Source organism: uncultured Anaerococcus sp. (assembly GCF_963510915.1).
Taxonomy (GTDB): Bacteria; Bacillota; Clostridia; order Tissierellales; family Peptoniphilaceae; genus Anaerococcus.
This window is the reverse complement of record NZ_CAUPHG010000030.1, coordinates 1-17,238: the sequence shown is the minus strand read 5'-3', so window position 1 is coordinate 17,238 and position 17,238 is coordinate 1. Positions and strand designations below refer to the sequence as shown.

Below are 17,238 nucleotides of genomic sequence, written 5' to 3'. Positions count from 1 at the left end.
ATATTGGTTGTGGTGAGAGGGGAAATGAGATGACTCAAGTTCTTGAGGAATTCCCAGACCTTATAGACCCAAACACAGGCAAAGATTTGATGCAAAGAACAATTCTTATAGCAAATACATCAAATATGCCAGTAGCAGCGAGAGAAGCTAGTATCTATACTGGTATAACCATTGCGGAATATTATAAGGATATGGGTTATGATGTTGCTCTTATGGCAGACTCCACTTCCAGATGGGCTGAAGCTTTAAGAGAAATATCAGCAAGGCTTGAAGAAATACCTGCTGAAGAAGGTTATCCAGCTTATCTAGCTAGTAGACTTTCAAAATTTTATGAAAGAGCTGGTTATTTTGAAAACCTAAATGGAACAAAGGGCTCCGTAACTTTAATAGGTGCAGTTTCTCCATCAGGTGGAGATTTTTCTGAACCAGTAACAGAGGCAACAAGACGATCTGTAAATGTATTTTTAGGTTTGGATAGAAAACTTGCTTATTCAAGACATTATCCTGCCATCAATTGGTTGACTTCTTACACTAATTATTTAGATAAGATTCAAGATTATTATAAAGAACATTACAATTCAGATATAATTGGCATAAGAAACAAGCTTATGAACGTATTAATTTTAGAAGAAGAAGTTAAATCTATTATGATGCTAGTAGGTTCTGATGCACTTTCTGATGAGCAAAAAAATGTACTAGATGTAGCAGCACTCATTAGAAACGGATTTTTACAACAAAATGCTTATAATGCAGTTGATAAATATGTGCCAGTAGATAAGCAGATATTAATGCTGGACGTTATTGATAAATATAATATTTTAAGCGTACAAGCTCTAAATGATGGTATATCATATAAGAAAATTTATAATTCTGACTTGTTAAATGAAATAAGCCAAATGAAATATAATGTTGAAAATGATAAATTAGAAAAGCTTAATCAGCTAAGCTCTAAGATTGAGAATTATTTTGCGAATTTGAGGGGGTAGCTGATGAGAAAAGAATATACAAAAATTAAAAAAATTGAATCGTCTATTATTGAGATTGAAAAAGTTACTGATATAGCATATAATGCCCTAGTTTCTGTTCATGCTTCAGGAATGGAATTTGTAGGTTCAGTTGTAATGGTTGATGATGATACTGTTACTATTGAGGTCTATGCTAATACAGACAATTTCTCTGTAGAAGATATAGTAGTAAGTTTTTATGAAAAACCTTTAGAGTTACCATTAAATGAAAGTATTTTAGGTAGAACTTTTAATGGTATAGGCGAACCTATTGATAATGGTGGCGATATCTATTCTGACGAAACTTATCCAGTTGAGGGTCTTGCCCTAAATCCTGTGGCTAGGGAGTATCCAAGAGACTTTATTCAAACTGGTATTTCTGCAATAGATACTTTAACTACACTAATCCGTGGTCAGAAACTTCCAATTTTTTCTGGTTCAGGTCTACCACATAATGAAATAGCTGCGCAGATTATTAGGCAAGCAAAGCTAAAGACAGATGAAGATTTTGCTTTTGTCTTTGCGGCTATGGGTATAAAGAAAGACGAAGCCTTGTTCTTTGAAGATGCTTTCTCAAAAGCAGGGGTAAAAGATAAGTTGGTTATGTATCAAAACTTGGCAGACTCTCCTATTATGGAAAGACTTCTTGCACCAAAGTGTGCGCTAACTGCGGCAGAATACTTGGCATATAAAAAAGGCTATCACGTTCTTGTAATTATTACAGATATGACTTCATATTGTGAAGCTCTTAGGGAAGTTTCATCAATAAGAGGTGAAATTCCTTCAAGAAAGGGCTATCCAGGATATTTATATTCTAACTTAGCCAGCCTTTATGAAAGGGCAGGTATGATAGAAGGAGTTAAGGGTTCAGTTACTTTAATACCGATTCTAACTATGCCTAATGATGATATCACTCACCCAGTGCCAGATCTTACAGGTTATATAACAGAAGGTCAGATTGTAATAGATAGGGGGCTTTCTACCAAAGGAGTTTATCCTCCAATCAATGTACTACCTTCACTTTCAAGGTTAATGAAAGACGGTATTGGAGAAGGTTATACAAGAGCTGACCATGAAGATGTTATGAACCAGCTTTATGAATCTTATTCAAAGGTAATCGATGTAAGAAATATAGCGCAAATTGTCGGAGAAGATGATTTATCGGCTGTAGATAAGAAATATTTAGAGTTTGGGGATGTATTTGAAAGCAAATTTTTATCGCAAGCTCAAAATGAAAATAGAGAATTAGAAGAAAGCTTAGATCTTGCATGGGAGATATTAAAAATCTTACCTAGAAACGAACTACACAGGGTATCTGAGAAAAACCTTGATAAATTTATAGGAAAAGATGATGAATAGCGAACAAATTGCAAGTAAAGCAAATCTCATAAAAGCAAAAGAAGAGCTAAAGTTACTTGATGTTGGCCTTGATATTCTTGATAAAAAGAGAAAGGCTCTGATGAATGCTCATGAGAGCAAAATTAAAGATAGGGATTCTTTAAATAAAAAGGTTAATCAAACAATGAATTCTGTAAGCCATAGTTTTAACAAGGCTATGGCAAGTATAGGTCAAGCTAAACTAGAAAATTTAGCAGGTCTTATACCTATTGATAATTCTATTGAAACTAAAAATACAAAGTTCATGCAGACAGATATGGCAGAGGTGACTTTTAGTCCTAAAAAATTGTCTTTATCTTATTCATTTTACCAAACAAATTCTCTACTTGATGAGGCGCTTTTAGCATTTAATGAATTAAGAGCAGATATATTTAAACTTGCAGAACTTGATAGTACAATCAATAATTTAGAAATTGAGATTAGAAAGTCAAATAAAAAAGTAAACAGTTTGGAGAAGATTCAGATACCACAAAAGACTGAACTAATTAAAAATATTTCTCAAAGTATAGAAGAAAAAGAAAGAGAAGAATTCTCCAAAACAAAAATTGTAAAAAGAAATAAAGAAAAAAAGTCATCGTAAAATTTCACGATGGCTTTTTACTTGCAAATGTTATTTCCTTTTAGATGGTCTAACCATATTTACCTCAAGAGGGGTAATAGTATCATAATCAACAATACCATCATCATATTGGTTTTTTTGCATAGATGCAGATAGGGCAAAGCCAATACAAACTAAAATTAAAAGCTGGAAAGTTCCGCCATTTGAAAAAAATGGAAGTGGAATTCCTGTTACAGGCATAATTCCAATTGTCATACTAACATTTTCAAATATATGGATAAAGATTAGACCGGCAATACCAGTTACTAGTAAGGTTATGAAGGTGTTATTTGAGGATTTTGCAATTGCAATCAATCTAAAAATCAAAATTGCAAATAGGCCAATCATAATTATAGCACCGACAAATCCTAGTTCTTCAGCCAGAACTGAAAAAATAAAGTCAGTTTCTTTTTCTGGAATATATCCATATTGAGATTGACTACCTTTTAAATAGCCCCTTCCATTTAACATACCTGATCCGATTGCAATCATACCTTGTTGCTGTTGCCAGTTAGATCCAGAAGTGTCTCTAGATGGATTGAGGAAGTTTTCAATCCTGTCCGCCCTAAAACCACTAAGATTTGCAAGGAGAAATATTCCCAAGGCTACACCAATTGCAGCCAAAATTCCTATCCATTTCCATGAAATACCAGCAACGAAAATCATAGCGGCTATAAAAAATACATACACCATTGATGTACCAAAGTCTGGTTGGAGTAGGATTAGGCCAATAGGTAGGCCTACAAAAATAATTGTAGAAGCCAAAATTAAAGGAGAGTTAATTGAATACTTGTATTTATCCAAGAAAGCTGCAAGGCTAATTATTAGTATGATTTTAGATATTTCTGCCGGTTGGAAAGAAAATGAACCAATATAAATCCAACTTCTAGCTCCCCATTCATCCAAACCTCGTCCTACAGCTAAGGTTATAAGCAAAATACCAATCATCATTCCATAAAAAATCCAGTAGGGTTTTTTAAACACATCCAAGTCAAAGGTACAAATTACAGCTATTAATACAAAGCCTAAAACAGTCGAGAAAATCTGAGTTTTTATTGAGGATAGATTTCCGCCGTATGCTGAAAATAACACTATAAGCCCAAAAATTGATAAGGCTACAGTTGAAATTAATAATAGGACATCAAAATCCTTGAAATTTTTCTTTTTTAAATTAAACATTATATCACTCCAGTTCTTATTTATTATATAACAGAAATTGGGCAAATACAATTTTAGCAGGTAAAAATAAGACAAGTATAATATTAACGAAAGTTGGTGATAATATTTTAAGTAAGAAGAAAATAGGAGAAGTTTTAGATTTATTAGATGAACTTTATCCTGATGTAGATCGTTCTATGCTTGATTTTACAACGCCATTTGAGCTATTAATTGCAACTATTCTTTCGGCTCAGGCTACAGACGTAAGTGTAAATAAGGTTACTAAAGAGATGTTTAAAGTAGCAAATACACCAGAAGATTTTGCTAATATGGACATAAAGGATTTAGAAAATCATATAAGAACTATCGGTATATATAGAAATAAGGCAAAAAATATAAAAGCTACAAGTAAAATTTTAGTTGAAGATTATAATTCGAAGGTGCCGGCGGATAAGAAGGAATTACAAAAATTACCAGGAGTTGGTAGAAAAACTGCAAATGTAGTTTGTGCGAATGCTTTTGGAATTCCTTCTATAGCCGTAGATACCCATGTTTTTAGGGTGTCAAATAGAATAGGTTTAGCTGATGCGGACAATGTAGATAAGACCCAAGATCAATTAGAAAAAAATATTGACGAATCAAGGTGGTCAAAAACTCACCACCAATTGATAACTCATGGAAGGTCTTTGTGCAAGGCCAGGAATCCTCTTTGCGAAGAGTGTCTGATAAATAAACTTTGCTTGTTTTATAGGAGGAATCATGATTAAATTATTTGCTTTTGATATTGATGGAACTTTGCTTGATAGCAATTCAAAACTACCAGAATCAACTTTGGAGGCTCTTTCAAAGCTTGATGCTGCGGGCATAAAAATTGTATTGGCTAGTGGAAGAGTTTTTCCATCTATTCAATACAATCAAAAATTAATGAATATAGTAGGGCCTATTGTTAGTACAAATGGTAGTTTGATTAGTTTGGATGGTGATGAAATTTATAAGGGTTACTATATAGAAAATGAATTACTATCATTACTCCAAAAATTTTGTATAAAACATAAATTGGAATTTCATTTTTACGATGATAAAAACTATTACTCAAATAGGTTGAATTTTGATAGAATCAAGCATCTTAAACTTGATACTGATTATGGGATTAATTACCAAGTAGATATAATAATTAATAAAGATCCAGTTTCTTTTTTAACTAGCTTAAATAAAAAGGCAGTAAAGTTTCAAATTTCTGGACTAGATTTAAAAGGAATATCTAGGGATGAAATTATTAATTTACTAAATGATGAATTTGGTGAAGAACTCTATATAACAGGATCTGGTGATACAATTGTAGAAATTGGTAATAAAAATGCTAACAAGTGGTCATCAGTTGAAGAGATTTGTGGAATATTGGGTATAAGTAATAATGAAGTTGCCGCAATTGGAGATGCTTATAATGATATGCCGATGGTAAAGGCTGCTGGCATTGGTTTTGCCATGGGCAACGCCAAAGATAAATTAAAATCTGTGGCAGATATAATAGTTAATGATAATGATTCATCAGGTGTACTTGAGGCTGTGAATTATGTTTTAGAGGAAAACAAGAAATGTTTAATGTAGTGCTTCTAATGCCAGAACATCCTGGCAATGTAGGCAATATAGCTAGGACATGTGTATTGACTGAATCAAGACTTCATCTAGTTAGGCCCTTTAAATTTAATTTATCTGACAAATACCTAAAGAAAGCCGGTATAGATTATTGGGAATATGTAGACTTAGTAATTCACGATAGTCTAGATGAATTTTTAGAATACATTAAGGGAGAAAATTTTTATTTAGTGGAAACACCAAGTGAAAAGAAATATGTTGATATAGAATTTCAAGAGGGAGATTATTTGATTTTTGGTCGTGAAAAAGAAGGCATAGATGAGGAACTATTAAAAAAATTTAGAGAAAGAATCATCACTATACCTATGACTCCAAAAATCAATAGATCGTTGAATTTAGCAAATTCTGTTTCTATTGTTTTATATGAGGCTTTAAGGCAAAAAGAGTTTAATTTTTAGAATAAGGAGTTACATGTACGATATAATTATTATTGGAGGAGGCCCAGCAGGTTTATCTGCAGGCTTATATGCAGGTAGAAGCAAGTTGAAGACACTTATTATCGAAAAGGACATAGCCGGTGGTCAAATATCTGGCACAGCCTTTGTAGAAAATTATCCGGGTTCTATAGAAAATCCTACAGGCATGGCCCTATCCGAAAGAATGGAAGAACAAGCAAAAAAATATGCAGATGTAGTATTTGAAAATGTTGAAGAAGTTATACTTGATGGAGATATTAAAACTGTAAAGACAGATTCTAATGAATACCAAGCGAAAGTTATAATAATTTCAACTGGAGCAAGACATAGAAAACTTGAAGTGCCAGGTGAAGATGAGTTTGCAAATAGGGGAGTATCTTATTGTGCAACTTGTGATGGACCTTTTTATCAAGGTCTAGATATTTATGTTGTTGGTGGCGGTGATTCTGCACTTGAAGAAGCCAATTATCTTACTCGTTATGGAAAAACTGTAACAATAATCCATAGAAGAGATGAGTTTAGAGCAAGCGGAGTTGTTGTAGAAAATGTTAAAAACAACTCAAAAATCAAGTTTGAATACAATAGTGTAGTTAAAGAAATCAGAGGTGATAAGGAGGTGGAAGAGTTAATTTTAGAAAATGTAAAGACAAAGGAAGAAAAAGTTATAAAAAATGAAGATGGATCACCAATAGGTGTATTTGTATTTGTAGGTAACATTGCTCAGACTGAATTATTTGATGATATACTCAGTATGGAAAATGGGTATATAATTACAGATGAGGACATGAAAACTCAAATTAAAGGAGTCTTTGCAGTAGGAGATGCCAGAAAAAAATCTGTAAGACAAGCAGTAACAGCTGCAAGTGACGGTTGTATTGCTGCAGTTATGGCAAATAGGTATCTTGAAAGTAAATCATGGTAGAAATATTGACAATCTAATAACAAAATGTATATTAATAGATGTAGAAAGAATTTTTAGGAGGCAATAATGACAACAAGAGTAGCAATTAACGGATTTGGTAGAATTGGACGTCTTACCTTAAGAAGAATCGCAGCAGTAGAAGATAATATTGAAGTAGTAGCAATCAATGACCTTATTGATAAAAAAGGTTTATTATATGCTTTCAAATATGATACAGCTCAAGGAAGATTCGACGGAGAAGCTGAATTAACAGAAGATGGATTTAAAATCAACGGTAAAGAAATTAAAGTTTTTGCTGAAAGAAATCCAGAAGACCTACCATGGAAAGAATTAAATGTAGATATAGTTCTTGAATGTACAGGATTCTTTACTGAAAAGGAAAAAGCAGAAGCTCACATTAAAGCAGGAGCTAGAAAAGTTCTTATTTCTGCACCAGGTAAAGGCGATATGAAAACAATCGTATTTGGTGTAAACCATGAAATCCTTGATGGTTCAGAAACAGTTGTTTCAGGCGCAAGCTGCACAACAAACTGCTTATCACCAATGGTTAATGTATTATTAAAAGAATTTGGATTTGTTTCAGGACAAATGTCAACAATCCACGCATATACAGCAACTCAAGCTATCCAAGACACACCAGCTAGCAAAAAAGATTTAAGAGGCGGAAGAGCAGCTGCTCAAAATACAATTCCAGCTTCTACAGGTGCTGCTAAAGCTGTTGGTAAAGTACTTCCTGAAGTAGAAGGCAAGATAGATGGATCAGCTCTTAGAGTTCCAACAATCACAGGCTCTATTACAGAACTTTACTCAGTACTTGAAAAGAAAGTAACAGTAGAAGAAGTAAACGCAGCTATGAAGAAATATTCTAATGATGCTTTTGCTTATGAAACAGATGATATAGTTTCAAGTGATATTATCGGTTACCCAGCTGGTTCAATATTTGACTCTCAATTAACAAAAATAGTTGAAGGTGCAAATGGAACACAAGTTGTTAAAACAGTTGCTTGGTACGATAATGAAATGGGATATGTTTCTAACCTAGTTAGAACACTTGATTATCTAGCAAATCTTTAAGAGTATTAAACAGGCGAGATAATATCTCGCCTTTTTTACGAGGTGAATAATGAATAAGAAAACAGTAAAAGACTTAGACGTTAAGGGTAAAAAAGTCCTAGTTAGAGTTGACTTTAACGTACCTTTATCAAAAGAAGAAAAAGGAAAAATTGCAGATGATGCAAGAATAAAAGCAGCAATTCCTACAATTAACTACCTTTCTGAAAATGGCGCTAAGGTTATCCTCATGAGCCATTTGGGTAGACCAAAGGGAGAATCAAATCCAGAATTTTCTTTAAAACCTGTCGCTGACTACTTGGCTAATGAATATAAGAATAAATTTACTTTTATTCCAAGTGATGTAGTTGTCGATGAAAAAGTAAAAGAAGAAGTAAATAAACTTCAAGATGGTCAAATTGCTTTACTTGAAAATACAAGATATAGAAAAGAAGAAACTAAAAATGGTGAGGACTTTGCTAAAGAATTAGCATCTCTTGCCGATTTATATGTAAATGATGCCTTTGGTACAAGCCATAGAGCACACGCATCTAATGTAGGTGTAGCAAGCATCCTTCCATCTGCTGTTGGTTTCTTAATTGAAAAAGAAATTGAAGTTATGGGTAAGGCCCTAGAAGCTCCTGATCACCCATTTGTATCAATCTTAGGTGGAGCAAAAGTATCCGATAAGATTGGTGTAATAGAAAACCTAATTACAAAGGTAGATACAATTCTAATTGGTGGTGGTATGGCTTATACCTTCCTAAAGGCTATGGGTAAAGAAATAGGAAAATCACTTCTTGAAGAAGATAAGATGGACCTTTCATTAGAATTAATCGAAAAAGCTAAGGCAAACGGAGTAGAAATTCTCCTACCAGTAGATGTTGTTATTGCTGATAAAATAGAAGCTGGTGTAGCAACAGAAATAGTAGATATAGATAATATTCCAGTAGACAAGGAAGCCCTAGATATTGGACCAAAAACTGCTAAACTATTTGCAGATAAGATTAAAGAAGCTAAGACAGTTGTATGGAATGGACCAATGGGAGTATTTGAAATAAAAGAATTCTCAAATGGTACTAATGAAGTTGCTAAAGCTCTTGCTGAATCTGATGCTGTAACTATTGTAGGTGGTGGAGATAGCGCCCTTGCTATAGAGATGGCTGGTCTTAAAGATAAGATTACCCACGTTTCAACAGGCGGTGGAGCAAGCTTAGAGTTCCTAGAAGGTAAAGCCCTACCAGGAATAACTGCAATTGAAGATAAGTAAGGAGTAGTAAATGCGTAAACCAGTTATAGTTGGTAATTGGAAGATGAACAAAACACCTAGTGAGGCTAAAGCTCTTCTTGAAGAAGTTAAGGCTTTAGATCTTGATTCTAGTGTTGAAGCAGGATTTTGTGTACCAGCAATTGACCTTTTAGTAGCTAAAGAAGTTCTTGAAGGCACAAATATCAATTATGGTGCAGAAAATATGTATTTTGAAGAAAGTGGAGCATTCACAGGTGAAATATCACCACTAATGCTTAAAGACGTTAAGGCAAAATACGTAATTATAGGTCATTCTGAAAGAAGAGAATACTTCAAGGAATGTGATTGCCTAGTTAATAAAAAGGTAAAATCAGCCCTTGCTCACGACTTGGTTCCAATCCTTTGTGTTGGTGAAACTCTTGATGAAAGAGAAGAAAATAAACATGAAGCAAAGGTTAAAGACCAATTAACAAAAAATTTAAAAGATGTAAGTGAAGCAGATATTGAAAAAGTTATCATTGCCTATGAACCAATTTGGGCTATCGGTACTGGTAAAACAGCTTCAGCAGAAGATGCTGACGCTATGTGTGGTTTTATTAGAAACTTCATCAAAGAAACTTACAGCGAAGAAGCAAGCGAAAAAGTCAGAATCCAATACGGTGGTTCTATGAAACCATCAAATGTAAAAGAATTACTTGCTAAAGAAAATATAGACGGTGGTCTAATAGGTGGAGCAAGCCTAAAAGCAAGCGATTTTGAACAATTAGTTAATTTTAAAAAGTAATATAAATTATAAGGAGAATTAAATGAGTTTAATTACAAGTGTATACGCAAGACAAATTCTAGATTCAAGAGGAAATCCAACTGTAGAAGTAGAAGTTGAAACAGAACTTGGCGGTTTCGGTAGAGCTGCAGTTCCATCAGGTGCATCTACAGGTGAATGGGAAGCTGTTGAACTAAGAGACGGTGATAAGGACTATTACCAAGGTAAATCAGTTCTTAAAGCTGTTGAAAACGTAAATGAAATCATAGCTGAAGAACTTGAATATAACTTTGATGTTACTGATCAAATTGGTATTGATAACGCAATGATTGAACTTGACGGTACAGAAAACAAAGGCAAGCTTGGTGCTAACGCTATTCTTGGTGTTTCTCTTGCTGTTGCAAAAGCTGCTGCTGATGAACTTGGTATGCCACTATACAACTATATCGGTGGAACAAATGCTAAACTTCTTCCAACACCAATGATGAACATCTTAAACGGTGGTGAACATGCAGATAACTCTGTAGATATCCAAGAATTCATGATTTTCCCACTTGGTGCTGAAAGCTTCTCACACGCACTTCAAATTGGTACAGAAGTATTCCATAACCTAAAATCTGTTCTTTCAAGCAAGGGCTATAATACAGCAGTAGGTGATGAAGGTGGATTCGCTCCAAACTTAAAATCAAACGAAGAAGCTCTAGAAATTATCTGTGAAGCTATCAAAAAAGCTGGCTATGAACCAGGTAAAGATGTTTATATAGCTATGGACTGTGCTTCATCTGAATTCTATAACAAAGAAGATGGTAAATATCATCTTGATGGAGAAGGTACAGTTAAGACAGAAGACGAAATGATCGACTGGTTAGAAGAACTAGTTAATAAATACCCAATTATTTCAATTGAAGACGGTCTTGATGAAAATGACTGGGAAGGTTGGGCAAAACTTACACAAAGACTTGGTAAGAAAGTTCAACTTGTAGGTGACGACCTATTTGTTACAAATACAAAGAAACTTGAAAAAGGTATAGCAGAAGGTGTTGCTAATGCAATCCTTATCAAAGTTAACCAAATCGGTACTCTTACTGAAACCCTAAATGCTATTGAAATGGCTAAAGAAGCTGGATATACAGCAATAGTTTCTCACAGATCTGGTGAAACAGAAGATACAACAATAGCTGATCTTGTAGTTGCAGTAAATGCTGGTCAAATTAAGACAGGTGCACCTTCAAGAACAGACAGAGTTGCTAAATACAACCAACTTCTAAGAATTGAAGATGAACTATGGGATGATGCTAGATTTAAAGGTCTAGATGCTCTTTACAACTTAAAATAAGATATATTTTTAAGACTTGCCTTCTAAGTAGGCAAGTCTTTTTTTGATTTATATTGAAATAATAGCTTATATGTGGTATTATAAAACAGTATGAACGGAGGTGTCTATATGTCAAATTTTCTTGCAGTAATTATGATGATTGCATCAGCAATAGTTATAGTTGCAGTTACTCTACAAGATCCTAAAACTGACGGACTAGGAGCATTGTCTGGAACAAAGACAAATGTTTTTGGTAAAAGTGCACATAAATCAAAAAATGAAATGCTAGATAAGGTTGCTATTTTTGGAGGAGTACTTTTATTTTTAGGAAGTATAATATTTATAGCAATAAATTAAGAGGGGTCAAGAGTTTTGACTCCTTTTTTTATTAAGAGTCACAAGGAGTAGGTATGAATATAAAAGAATTAATAAAAAATATAATATACGATGATGACTATAACCCTATGACTTTAAAGGAATTAGAAATTTATCTAAAGGCAGATAAGTACACAAAATCTGCTATAAAAGATATAGTAAATGAATTAGTTAATGAAAATAAGATTAGAATTTCAAATAAAAAAAGATTAATGCCCTTAACTGAAGAAGAAATTAATTTGTTTGGTAAGATATCAATGGCAGCTGGGGGTTATGGGTTTTTTATTTCTGATAATAAGGAATTTGATGACGTATATATATCAAGAGATAGGTTAAATGGATCCCATAATAATGATAAAGTCAGGATAAAAATCATTAAGCAAAAGGATAAGTCTAAAAATGCTGAGGGTGAAGTCGTAGAAATCTTAGAAAGAGCCAATGAGGAACTAATAGGAACCTATCAAGCAAATAAAAAATTTGGTTTTGTAATCGTTGATGATAAGGCTCATCCTGATGATATTTATATTGAAAAAAATAATTCACTTGGGGCAAAAAATGGAGATAAGGTAGTAGTTGAAATTATTTCTTATCCAAAATCAGCAAATCCAGAAGGAAAAATAATTGAAATCATTGGGGGCAAAAACGATAAAAATATTGATGTTTTATCAATTATTAGGCAAGAAAAAATCCCTACAGAATTTTCAAAACAAACCAAGAAAGAACTTTTATTCATCAGTGATAAAGTAGAAAAGAATGACTTTACCGGTAGGACTGACCTTAGCAATCTTTTTACTGTTACAATTGACGGTAGGGATTCAAAAGATTTTGATGATGCCATTTCTATAGAAAAAAACGATGAAAATTATGACCTCTATGTTCACATAGCAGATGTGAGCCATTATGTAAAAAGACATACAGCCTTGGATGATGATGCCTATGTGAGAGGCAATTCTACCTATCTTTATAATATAGTTATCCCTATGCTTCCTGAAAAATTATCAAATGGCATTTGTTCCTTAAATCCAAGAGAAGTCCGCCTTACTATCACAGCTAAAATTACTATCGATAAGAAGGGTAAAGTTATTGATAATAATTTTTATGAATCCTACATCAAATCTAATATGAGACTTGTTTATGACGATGTAAATGACTTTTTAGAGGGTGATGAAGATATATATGATGATAAAGTTCTAAAAGAAAAATTAGGACTTTTTGATGAACTTTATAATATACTAAAAAAGTCAAGAGAAAATCGTGGATCAATAGACTTTAACTTTGAAGAAAGCCAAATAGATGTATCAGAAAGTGGGGAAGTCTTAAACATTGAAGCGCTTGATAGAGGCCCTGGCAATAAGATGATTGAAGAGTTTATGCTTATAGCAAATGAAACAGTTGCAAGTTTATTTGCCTATATGGATTTTCCTTTTATCTACAGAATTCATGAAAAACCAAGTGAGGAAAAACTTGACAGTTTCAAAAGAGCCTTAAATGCAATGGGCTATAATATCAAGGGAAATGACCTTCATCCAAAAGACTTTCAAAATATATTGAAAGAAGTAGAGGGAAAAAAAGAAGAAAAAATCATAAATATGCTCATGCTAAGGACTATGAAAAAGGCAAAGTATGCAAACTATAATGACATACATTTCGGCCTTTCTACGAAGTTTTACACCCATTTTACAGCACCTATAAGAAGGTATCCAGATCTAATAGTTCATAGGATATTAAAATATTTTATAGAAAATAAATTAAATAAGATTAATCAAACAAGCCTTGAGTCAAATCTAGAAGAAGCCGCTGACCACCTATCTATTACAGAAAGACGAAGCGAGGAAGCTGAAAGAACGGTAGAAGATTTAATGAAGTGTAAATACATGACACGTTTTATTGGAGATGTCTTTGATGGTAGGATTTCATCTATAACTGAATTTGGTATGTTTATAGAGCTAGAAAATACAGTTGAAGGTTTATTTATGTATAAGTTTTCTGATCATAGGTATGACTTTATAGAAGACAGTCTGAGAGCCTTTGATGTTGATTCTAAGACATATTACACTATCGGTCAAGAAGTAAGAATTAGGGTTGAAAATGTAGATTTAGTTAAAAGAGAAATAGACTTTTATTTGGAGGATGAAGATGAAACTATTAGCCAACAATAAAAAAGCCTTTCATGATTATTTTATAGAAGAAAAATATGAGGCTGGACTTGAGCTAAAGGGAAGTGAAGTAAAATCTATCAAAGCTGGTAAGGTTTCAATAAAAGAAGCCTTCATATCTGATAGAAAAGGAGAGATGTTTGTATTTGGTATGCATGTAACTCCCTATATGGAAGGTTTTGATAAGATTGACCCTACAAGGACCAGGAAACTCTTGCTTCACAAAAAAGAAATAAATAAACTAATAGGCAAAAAAACAGCTGATGGATATACCCTAGTGCCACTAAAAGTATATGAAAATAATGGCCTAGTAAAGATTGAAATAGCTCTTGCCAAGGGTAAAAAAATGTATGATAAGCGAGAATCAATCAAAAGAAAAGATGATAAGAGGCGCATGGAAAGAGCAATGAAGAATTATTAAAAAAATTATTTATCACGTAGCCTTGTAATGTTGAAAGAAATTTAAATAAAAGAAAATAATATGGATATAAATAAAATCGAAATGGATTCTTTAATAATATATTCCAAAGACATGGGAATTTTATTTAGAGAAACTAAGGATGAAAAAATAAATATTAGGTCAATAGCCAAGTTTGTTACAAGCCTTGCCTGTGGGATCTTAATTGATAAATCAAATGGAGATTTTACAGAAGATACACTTATTTATAATATTTTAAAAGATAAGGTTAATATTTCAAATAAGAATAATATTTCAAATCTTAAAAATATAAGAGTCAAGAATTGTCTAACCCATACAATGGGTTATAGAGATATAATTTTAATGAGTAAGGATATAAGGGATTTGGATAAGGATACACTCTTAGAATATGCCTTATCATATCCACTATATTTTAAGCCAGGGGAGGAGTTTTTGTATTCTAATGCTGGATACTATGTTTTATCTGCTACAATGCAAGAATATCTTGGTTTTGATCTATATGACTTCATAAATGAAAATCTTTTTGCTAAAATAGGTATTGAGAATCCATCTTGGGATAGGTATGGAAAATACCTTGTTGGTGCTAGCAAATTATATCTAAGTGCGGATGACCTATTAAAATTAGGGTTGTTAGTAATGAATGACGGGGTATATGAAGGAGAAAGTATAGTATCTTCTGAGTGGATAGAGAAGATATCTGATAAATTATATAAAAACGAAAAAGACTATGAAGATCAATCCAACCTATCAAATGATTATTACGGTTATGGACTTTGGACTGGCAGGGAGGATGTTACTTACGCATCAGGGACAGGTGGCCAATACCTTATCTTTTTAGAAAAAGAAGGTATTATGATAGTAGCTTGCAATTGTGGAAATCCAAACAAGGTGCCTGCTATTAAAAATCAACTTGATTCTATTATAAATAGCTTAAGAAAGGAATAAAATGGATTATAATTATTTAATTAAACACACAGAAACTTATGAAAATTATAAGGAACTTTTGGTAAAAGTAAATGAAATTTTAGATAAACTAGAAAATGATAGGGAAGACTTTGATAAGCTTGTAGAATATTACTATAGCGATCAGTTCCAACAAGACTACGATGATTCTAATGAAGGCAAAATTGACTCATCAATTAACCAAGGAATCTTAACAGAAGACGCTATCTATGATTTAATGGGCGATGATTATTACCTTGCTCTAAGATTCTTAGACCTAGCTAATAAAATGATCCAACATAAATAAAAAAATGCACTCAAGCATATGAAGCTAGAGTGCATTTTTATTATTTTCTTCTTTTGCTAAAAGATGTTACAACAGCGCTTGCTACAAGAATTGCAACAATTGCTTCTGGTATAGCATTTGTAACAAAGGCAGAAAATATAGCTTTTGCAGCAATATCTGGGCTAATGCCTATTGCCTCTGCATATTTTTGTGCATAAAGGACATAGATTAGACCTAGTACCAGACCAGAATTTGTTAAGGTGCCCATGAAAGAACTAACAGCAATAGCGAAGTTAGCCTTATTATTTTTGACAGATAAGTAGAGCATTATACAAGCAATAAGTAAAAATATAATTGAAAATATTTTATTTATTAAAGCTACTTCTGTCATAAAAGATTTAAAGGTTACATAAGCAAGGACAATAACAACAACAGACCAAAAAATATTCATAAATAAACGAAGTTTGTCATTATCCTTATCTTTAAGTGCCTTGTAGATGAGCCCTGTCACCACACCAATTAGTATCCTAGGTAAGATAGAAATAAGTGGGTTATAAAATACAAAAGATATAGGACCTGGTCTTGTCATTGCATTAAATAAGGAAAAAAATCCAAATATCATACCTACGAGGCCTCCAACAATAGGACCTTCTAGGATACCTGCAATTATGACAGGTATATGTAAGCTAGTTATAGATAACATACCTAGAGGGATAAATCCTAGAGGAGTCAGGCCTAGCATAATAACAATTGCTCCTAGTATACCAACAGTGGTGAGATTTTTTGTTTCTAATTTCATTAATTCCTCCTAAATCTCAAACTTTATAATATTATACGGCTAAAAATAAAAAGTAAAGGGGAAATTGATAAAAATTTAATAATTTATTTTATGTAATCAAATTAGAGGGGCTAATAAGAATTTAAAGAATATAGATATAAAAAAAGAAGGCTTATGCCTTCTAATTTCAATGCTTGGTGCACCATCAGGGATTCGAACCCTGGACGCCCTGATTAAGAGTCAGGTGCTCTACCAGCTGAGCTAATGGTGCATAACTATTCGCGTCGACTACCTTTATAGTATAACACCATATATATTCAATGTCAAGTTTTTATTTTGAAAATTTCCAAATTTTTAAAATTTGGTCTGAAATGTCCTCAAAATCCCATTCTATTATAGAATTTCTAACACTATTTGGATCATTAATAATGAACTTGCCATCCTTATATGAATCAATAACCAATATGTGACCATATAAAGTAAAATATCCACGGCCAACCGAAATTAATAGGGGACCGTTATTTAAAGCTTTTATCATTTTTTCCTTATCTAGGCTAACGTCCTCAACCTTAATTTTGTATTCCTTAGCAATATGTTCAATGAATGCCCAATCCATCCCTCCATCATTCATAAAATTACTAGCTTTTTTGGCGATTTCATTTGGATATGTTAGGTTATTTGTTAGTCTTGAAATTATCATAGCTAATGATGTTGGGCCGCAACCAGATATACC

General features: G+C 32.9%; 19 protein-coding genes and 1 tRNA gene. 16 read left to right on the top strand and 4 right to left on the bottom strand.

Annotation, left to right across the window (positions count from 1 at the left end; genetic code table 11):
* The 3 genes from RQ893_RS04070 to RQ893_RS04060 all read left to right on the top strand — a co-directional run.
* Positions 1-986, top strand: a 986-nt coding sequence (locus RQ893_RS04070; protein ID WP_311481774.1) for a V-type ATP synthase subunit A, incomplete at its 5' end; no start/stop codon positions are given.
* A 3-nt stretch (positions 987-989) separates the two neighbouring features.
* A complete protein-coding gene (locus tag RQ893_RS04065) occupies positions 990-2,363 on the top strand; it encodes a V-type ATP synthase subunit B (RefSeq protein ID WP_311481773.1) in 1,374 nt (457 codons plus the stop codon).
* Positions 2,356-2,982 (top strand): V-type ATP synthase subunit D, encoded by a 627-nt coding sequence (locus RQ893_RS04060; RefSeq protein WP_311481772.1) that lies wholly within the window; start codon positions 2,356-2,358, stop codon positions 2,980-2,982. The genes RQ893_RS04065 and RQ893_RS04060 overlap by 8 nt, the downstream gene beginning before the upstream one ends.
* A gap of 30 nt (positions 2,983-3,012) precedes the next feature.
* On the opposite strand, the gene rodA is transcribed toward RQ893_RS04060, so the two are convergent.
* Positions 3,013-4,179: a rod shape-determining protein RodA gene (gene rodA, locus RQ893_RS04055; RefSeq protein ID WP_311481771.1), complete on the bottom strand. Its 1,167-nt coding sequence runs from the start codon at positions 4,177-4,179 to the stop codon at positions 3,013-3,015.
* A 104-nt stretch (positions 4,180-4,283) separates the two neighbouring features.
* Here rodA and nth point away from each other — a divergent pair, with 104 nt between their 5' ends.
* The 13 genes from nth to RQ893_RS03990 all read left to right on the top strand — a co-directional run bounded on the left by nth (position 4,284) and on the right by RQ893_RS03990 (position 15,748).
* A complete protein-coding gene (nth, locus tag RQ893_RS04050; RefSeq protein WP_311481775.1) occupies positions 4,284-4,925 on the top strand; it encodes an endonuclease III in 642 nt (213 codons plus the stop codon).
* Positions 4,918-5,766 (top strand): HAD family hydrolase, encoded by an 849-nt coding sequence (locus RQ893_RS04045; RefSeq protein WP_311481769.1) that lies wholly within the window; start codon positions 4,918-4,920, stop codon positions 5,764-5,766. Before nth ends, RQ893_RS04045 begins: the two co-directional genes overlap by 8 nt.
* On the top strand, positions 5,754-6,212 hold the full coding sequence (locus RQ893_RS04040; protein WP_311481767.1) for a tRNA (cytidine(34)-2'-O)-methyltransferase: 459 nt from the start codon (positions 5,754-5,756) through the stop codon (positions 6,210-6,212). The genes RQ893_RS04045 and RQ893_RS04040 overlap by 13 nt, the downstream gene beginning before the upstream one ends.
* Positions 6,213-6,225: 13 nt before the next feature.
* Complete coding sequence (gene trxB, locus RQ893_RS04035; RefSeq protein ID WP_311481766.1) at positions 6,226-7,152, top strand: thioredoxin-disulfide reductase; 927 nt, start codon at positions 6,226-6,228, stop codon at positions 7,150-7,152.
* 66 nt (positions 7,153-7,218) lie between these two features.
* Positions 7,219-8,226, top strand: a complete 1,008-nt coding sequence (gene gap, locus RQ893_RS04030; RefSeq protein WP_311481765.1) for a type I glyceraldehyde-3-phosphate dehydrogenase — start codon at positions 7,219-7,221, stop codon at positions 8,224-8,226.
* A gap of 49 nt (positions 8,227-8,275) precedes the next feature.
* A complete protein-coding gene (locus RQ893_RS04025) occupies positions 8,276-9,472 on the top strand; it encodes a phosphoglycerate kinase (protein ID WP_311481764.1) in 1,197 nt (398 codons plus the stop codon).
* 10 nt (positions 9,473-9,482) lie between these two features.
* Positions 9,483-10,235 (top strand): triose-phosphate isomerase, encoded by a 753-nt coding sequence (tpiA, locus tag RQ893_RS04020; RefSeq protein ID WP_311481763.1) that lies wholly within the window; start codon positions 9,483-9,485, stop codon positions 10,233-10,235.
* Between the two features lie 22 nt (positions 10,236-10,257).
* Positions 10,258-11,550 (top strand): phosphopyruvate hydratase, encoded by a 1,293-nt coding sequence (gene eno / locus RQ893_RS04015; RefSeq protein WP_311481762.1) that lies wholly within the window; start codon positions 10,258-10,260, stop codon positions 11,548-11,550.
* A gap of 108 nt (positions 11,551-11,658) precedes the next feature.
* Positions 11,659-11,886, top strand: coding sequence for a preprotein translocase subunit SecG (gene secG, locus RQ893_RS04010; RefSeq protein WP_311481761.1), 228 nt, complete (start codon positions 11,659-11,661; stop codon positions 11,884-11,886).
* A gap of 53 nt (positions 11,887-11,939) precedes the next feature.
* Positions 11,940-14,063: a ribonuclease R gene (rnr, locus tag RQ893_RS04005; RefSeq protein ID WP_311481760.1), complete on the top strand. Its 2,124-nt coding sequence runs from the start codon at positions 11,940-11,942 to the stop codon at positions 14,061-14,063.
* Positions 14,041-14,481 carry an SsrA-binding protein SmpB gene (gene smpB / locus RQ893_RS04000; RefSeq protein ID WP_311481759.1) on the top strand — a complete coding sequence of 147 codons (441 nt, stop codon included), beginning with the start codon at positions 14,041-14,043 and terminating at the stop codon, positions 14,479-14,481. The genes rnr and smpB overlap by 23 nt, the downstream gene beginning before the upstream one ends.
* Before the next feature lie 60 nt (positions 14,482-14,541).
* Positions 14,542-15,444: a serine hydrolase gene (locus RQ893_RS03995; protein ID WP_311481758.1), complete on the top strand. Its 903-nt coding sequence runs from the start codon at positions 14,542-14,544 to the stop codon at positions 15,442-15,444.
* A gap of 1 nt (position 15,445) precedes the next feature.
* Positions 15,446-15,748, top strand: coding sequence for a DUF4298 domain-containing protein (locus RQ893_RS03990; RefSeq protein WP_311481757.1), 303 nt, complete (start codon positions 15,446-15,448; stop codon positions 15,746-15,748).
* Between the two features lie 40 nt (positions 15,749-15,788).
* Here the strand turns inward: RQ893_RS03990 and RQ893_RS03985 are convergent, their stop codons facing one another.
* The 3 genes from RQ893_RS03985 to RQ893_RS03975 all read right to left on the bottom strand — a co-directional run.
* Complete coding sequence (locus RQ893_RS03985) at positions 15,789-16,526, bottom strand: ECF transporter S component (protein WP_311481756.1); 738 nt, start codon at positions 16,524-16,526, stop codon at positions 15,789-15,791.
* Positions 16,527-16,700: 174 nt separating this feature from the next.
* Positions 16,701-16,776: transfer RNA gene (locus RQ893_RS03980), tRNA-Lys, on the bottom strand.
* 60 nt (positions 16,777-16,836) lie between these two features.
* Positions 16,837-17,238: C39 family peptidase (locus RQ893_RS03975; protein WP_311481755.1), on the bottom strand; the 402-nt coding region annotated here is incomplete at its 5' end.

What these genes read in the sequence shown, in the direction of transcription:
- RQ893_RS04065 (WP_311481773.1), top strand. Translation starts at nt 990, where the DNA reads ATGAGAAAAGAATATACAAAAATTAAAAAAATTGAATCGTCTATTATT.
- RQ893_RS04060 (WP_311481772.1), top strand. Translation starts at nt 2,356, where the DNA reads ATGAATAGCGAACAAATTGCAAGTAAAGCAAATCTCATAAAAGCAAAA.
- rodA (WP_311481771.1), bottom strand. Translation starts at nt 4,179, where the DNA reads ATGTTTAATTTAAAAAAGAAAAATTTCAAGGATTTTGATGTCCTATTA.
- RQ893_RS04045 (WP_311481769.1), top strand. Translation starts at nt 4,918, where the DNA reads ATGATTAAATTATTTGCTTTTGATATTGATGGAACTTTGCTTGATAGC.
- RQ893_RS04040 (WP_311481767.1), top strand. Translation starts at nt 5,754, where the DNA reads ATGTTTAATGTAGTGCTTCTAATGCCAGAACATCCTGGCAATGTAGGC.
- trxB (WP_311481766.1), top strand. Translation starts at nt 6,226, where the DNA reads ATGTACGATATAATTATTATTGGAGGAGGCCCAGCAGGTTTATCTGCA.
- gap (WP_311481765.1), top strand. Translation starts at nt 7,219, where the DNA reads ATGACAACAAGAGTAGCAATTAACGGATTTGGTAGAATTGGACGTCTT.
- RQ893_RS04025 (WP_311481764.1), top strand. Translation starts at nt 8,276, where the DNA reads ATGAATAAGAAAACAGTAAAAGACTTAGACGTTAAGGGTAAAAAAGTC.
- tpiA (WP_311481763.1), top strand. Translation starts at nt 9,483, where the DNA reads ATGCGTAAACCAGTTATAGTTGGTAATTGGAAGATGAACAAAACACCT.
- eno (WP_311481762.1), top strand. Translation starts at nt 10,258, where the DNA reads ATGAGTTTAATTACAAGTGTATACGCAAGACAAATTCTAGATTCAAGA.
- secG (WP_311481761.1), top strand. Translation starts at nt 11,659, where the DNA reads ATGTCAAATTTTCTTGCAGTAATTATGATGATTGCATCAGCAATAGTT.
- rnr (WP_311481760.1), top strand. Translation starts at nt 11,940, where the DNA reads ATGAATATAAAAGAATTAATAAAAAATATAATATACGATGATGACTAT.
- smpB (WP_311481759.1), top strand. Translation starts at nt 14,041, where the DNA reads ATGAAACTATTAGCCAACAATAAAAAAGCCTTTCATGATTATTTTATA.
- RQ893_RS03995 (WP_311481758.1), top strand. Translation starts at nt 14,542, where the DNA reads ATGGATATAAATAAAATCGAAATGGATTCTTTAATAATATATTCCAAA.
- RQ893_RS03990 (WP_311481757.1), top strand. Translation starts at nt 15,446, where the DNA reads ATGGATTATAATTATTTAATTAAACACACAGAAACTTATGAAAATTAT.
- RQ893_RS03985 (WP_311481756.1), bottom strand. Translation starts at nt 16,526, where the DNA reads ATGAAATTAGAAACAAAAAATCTCACCACTGTTGGTATACTAGGAGCA.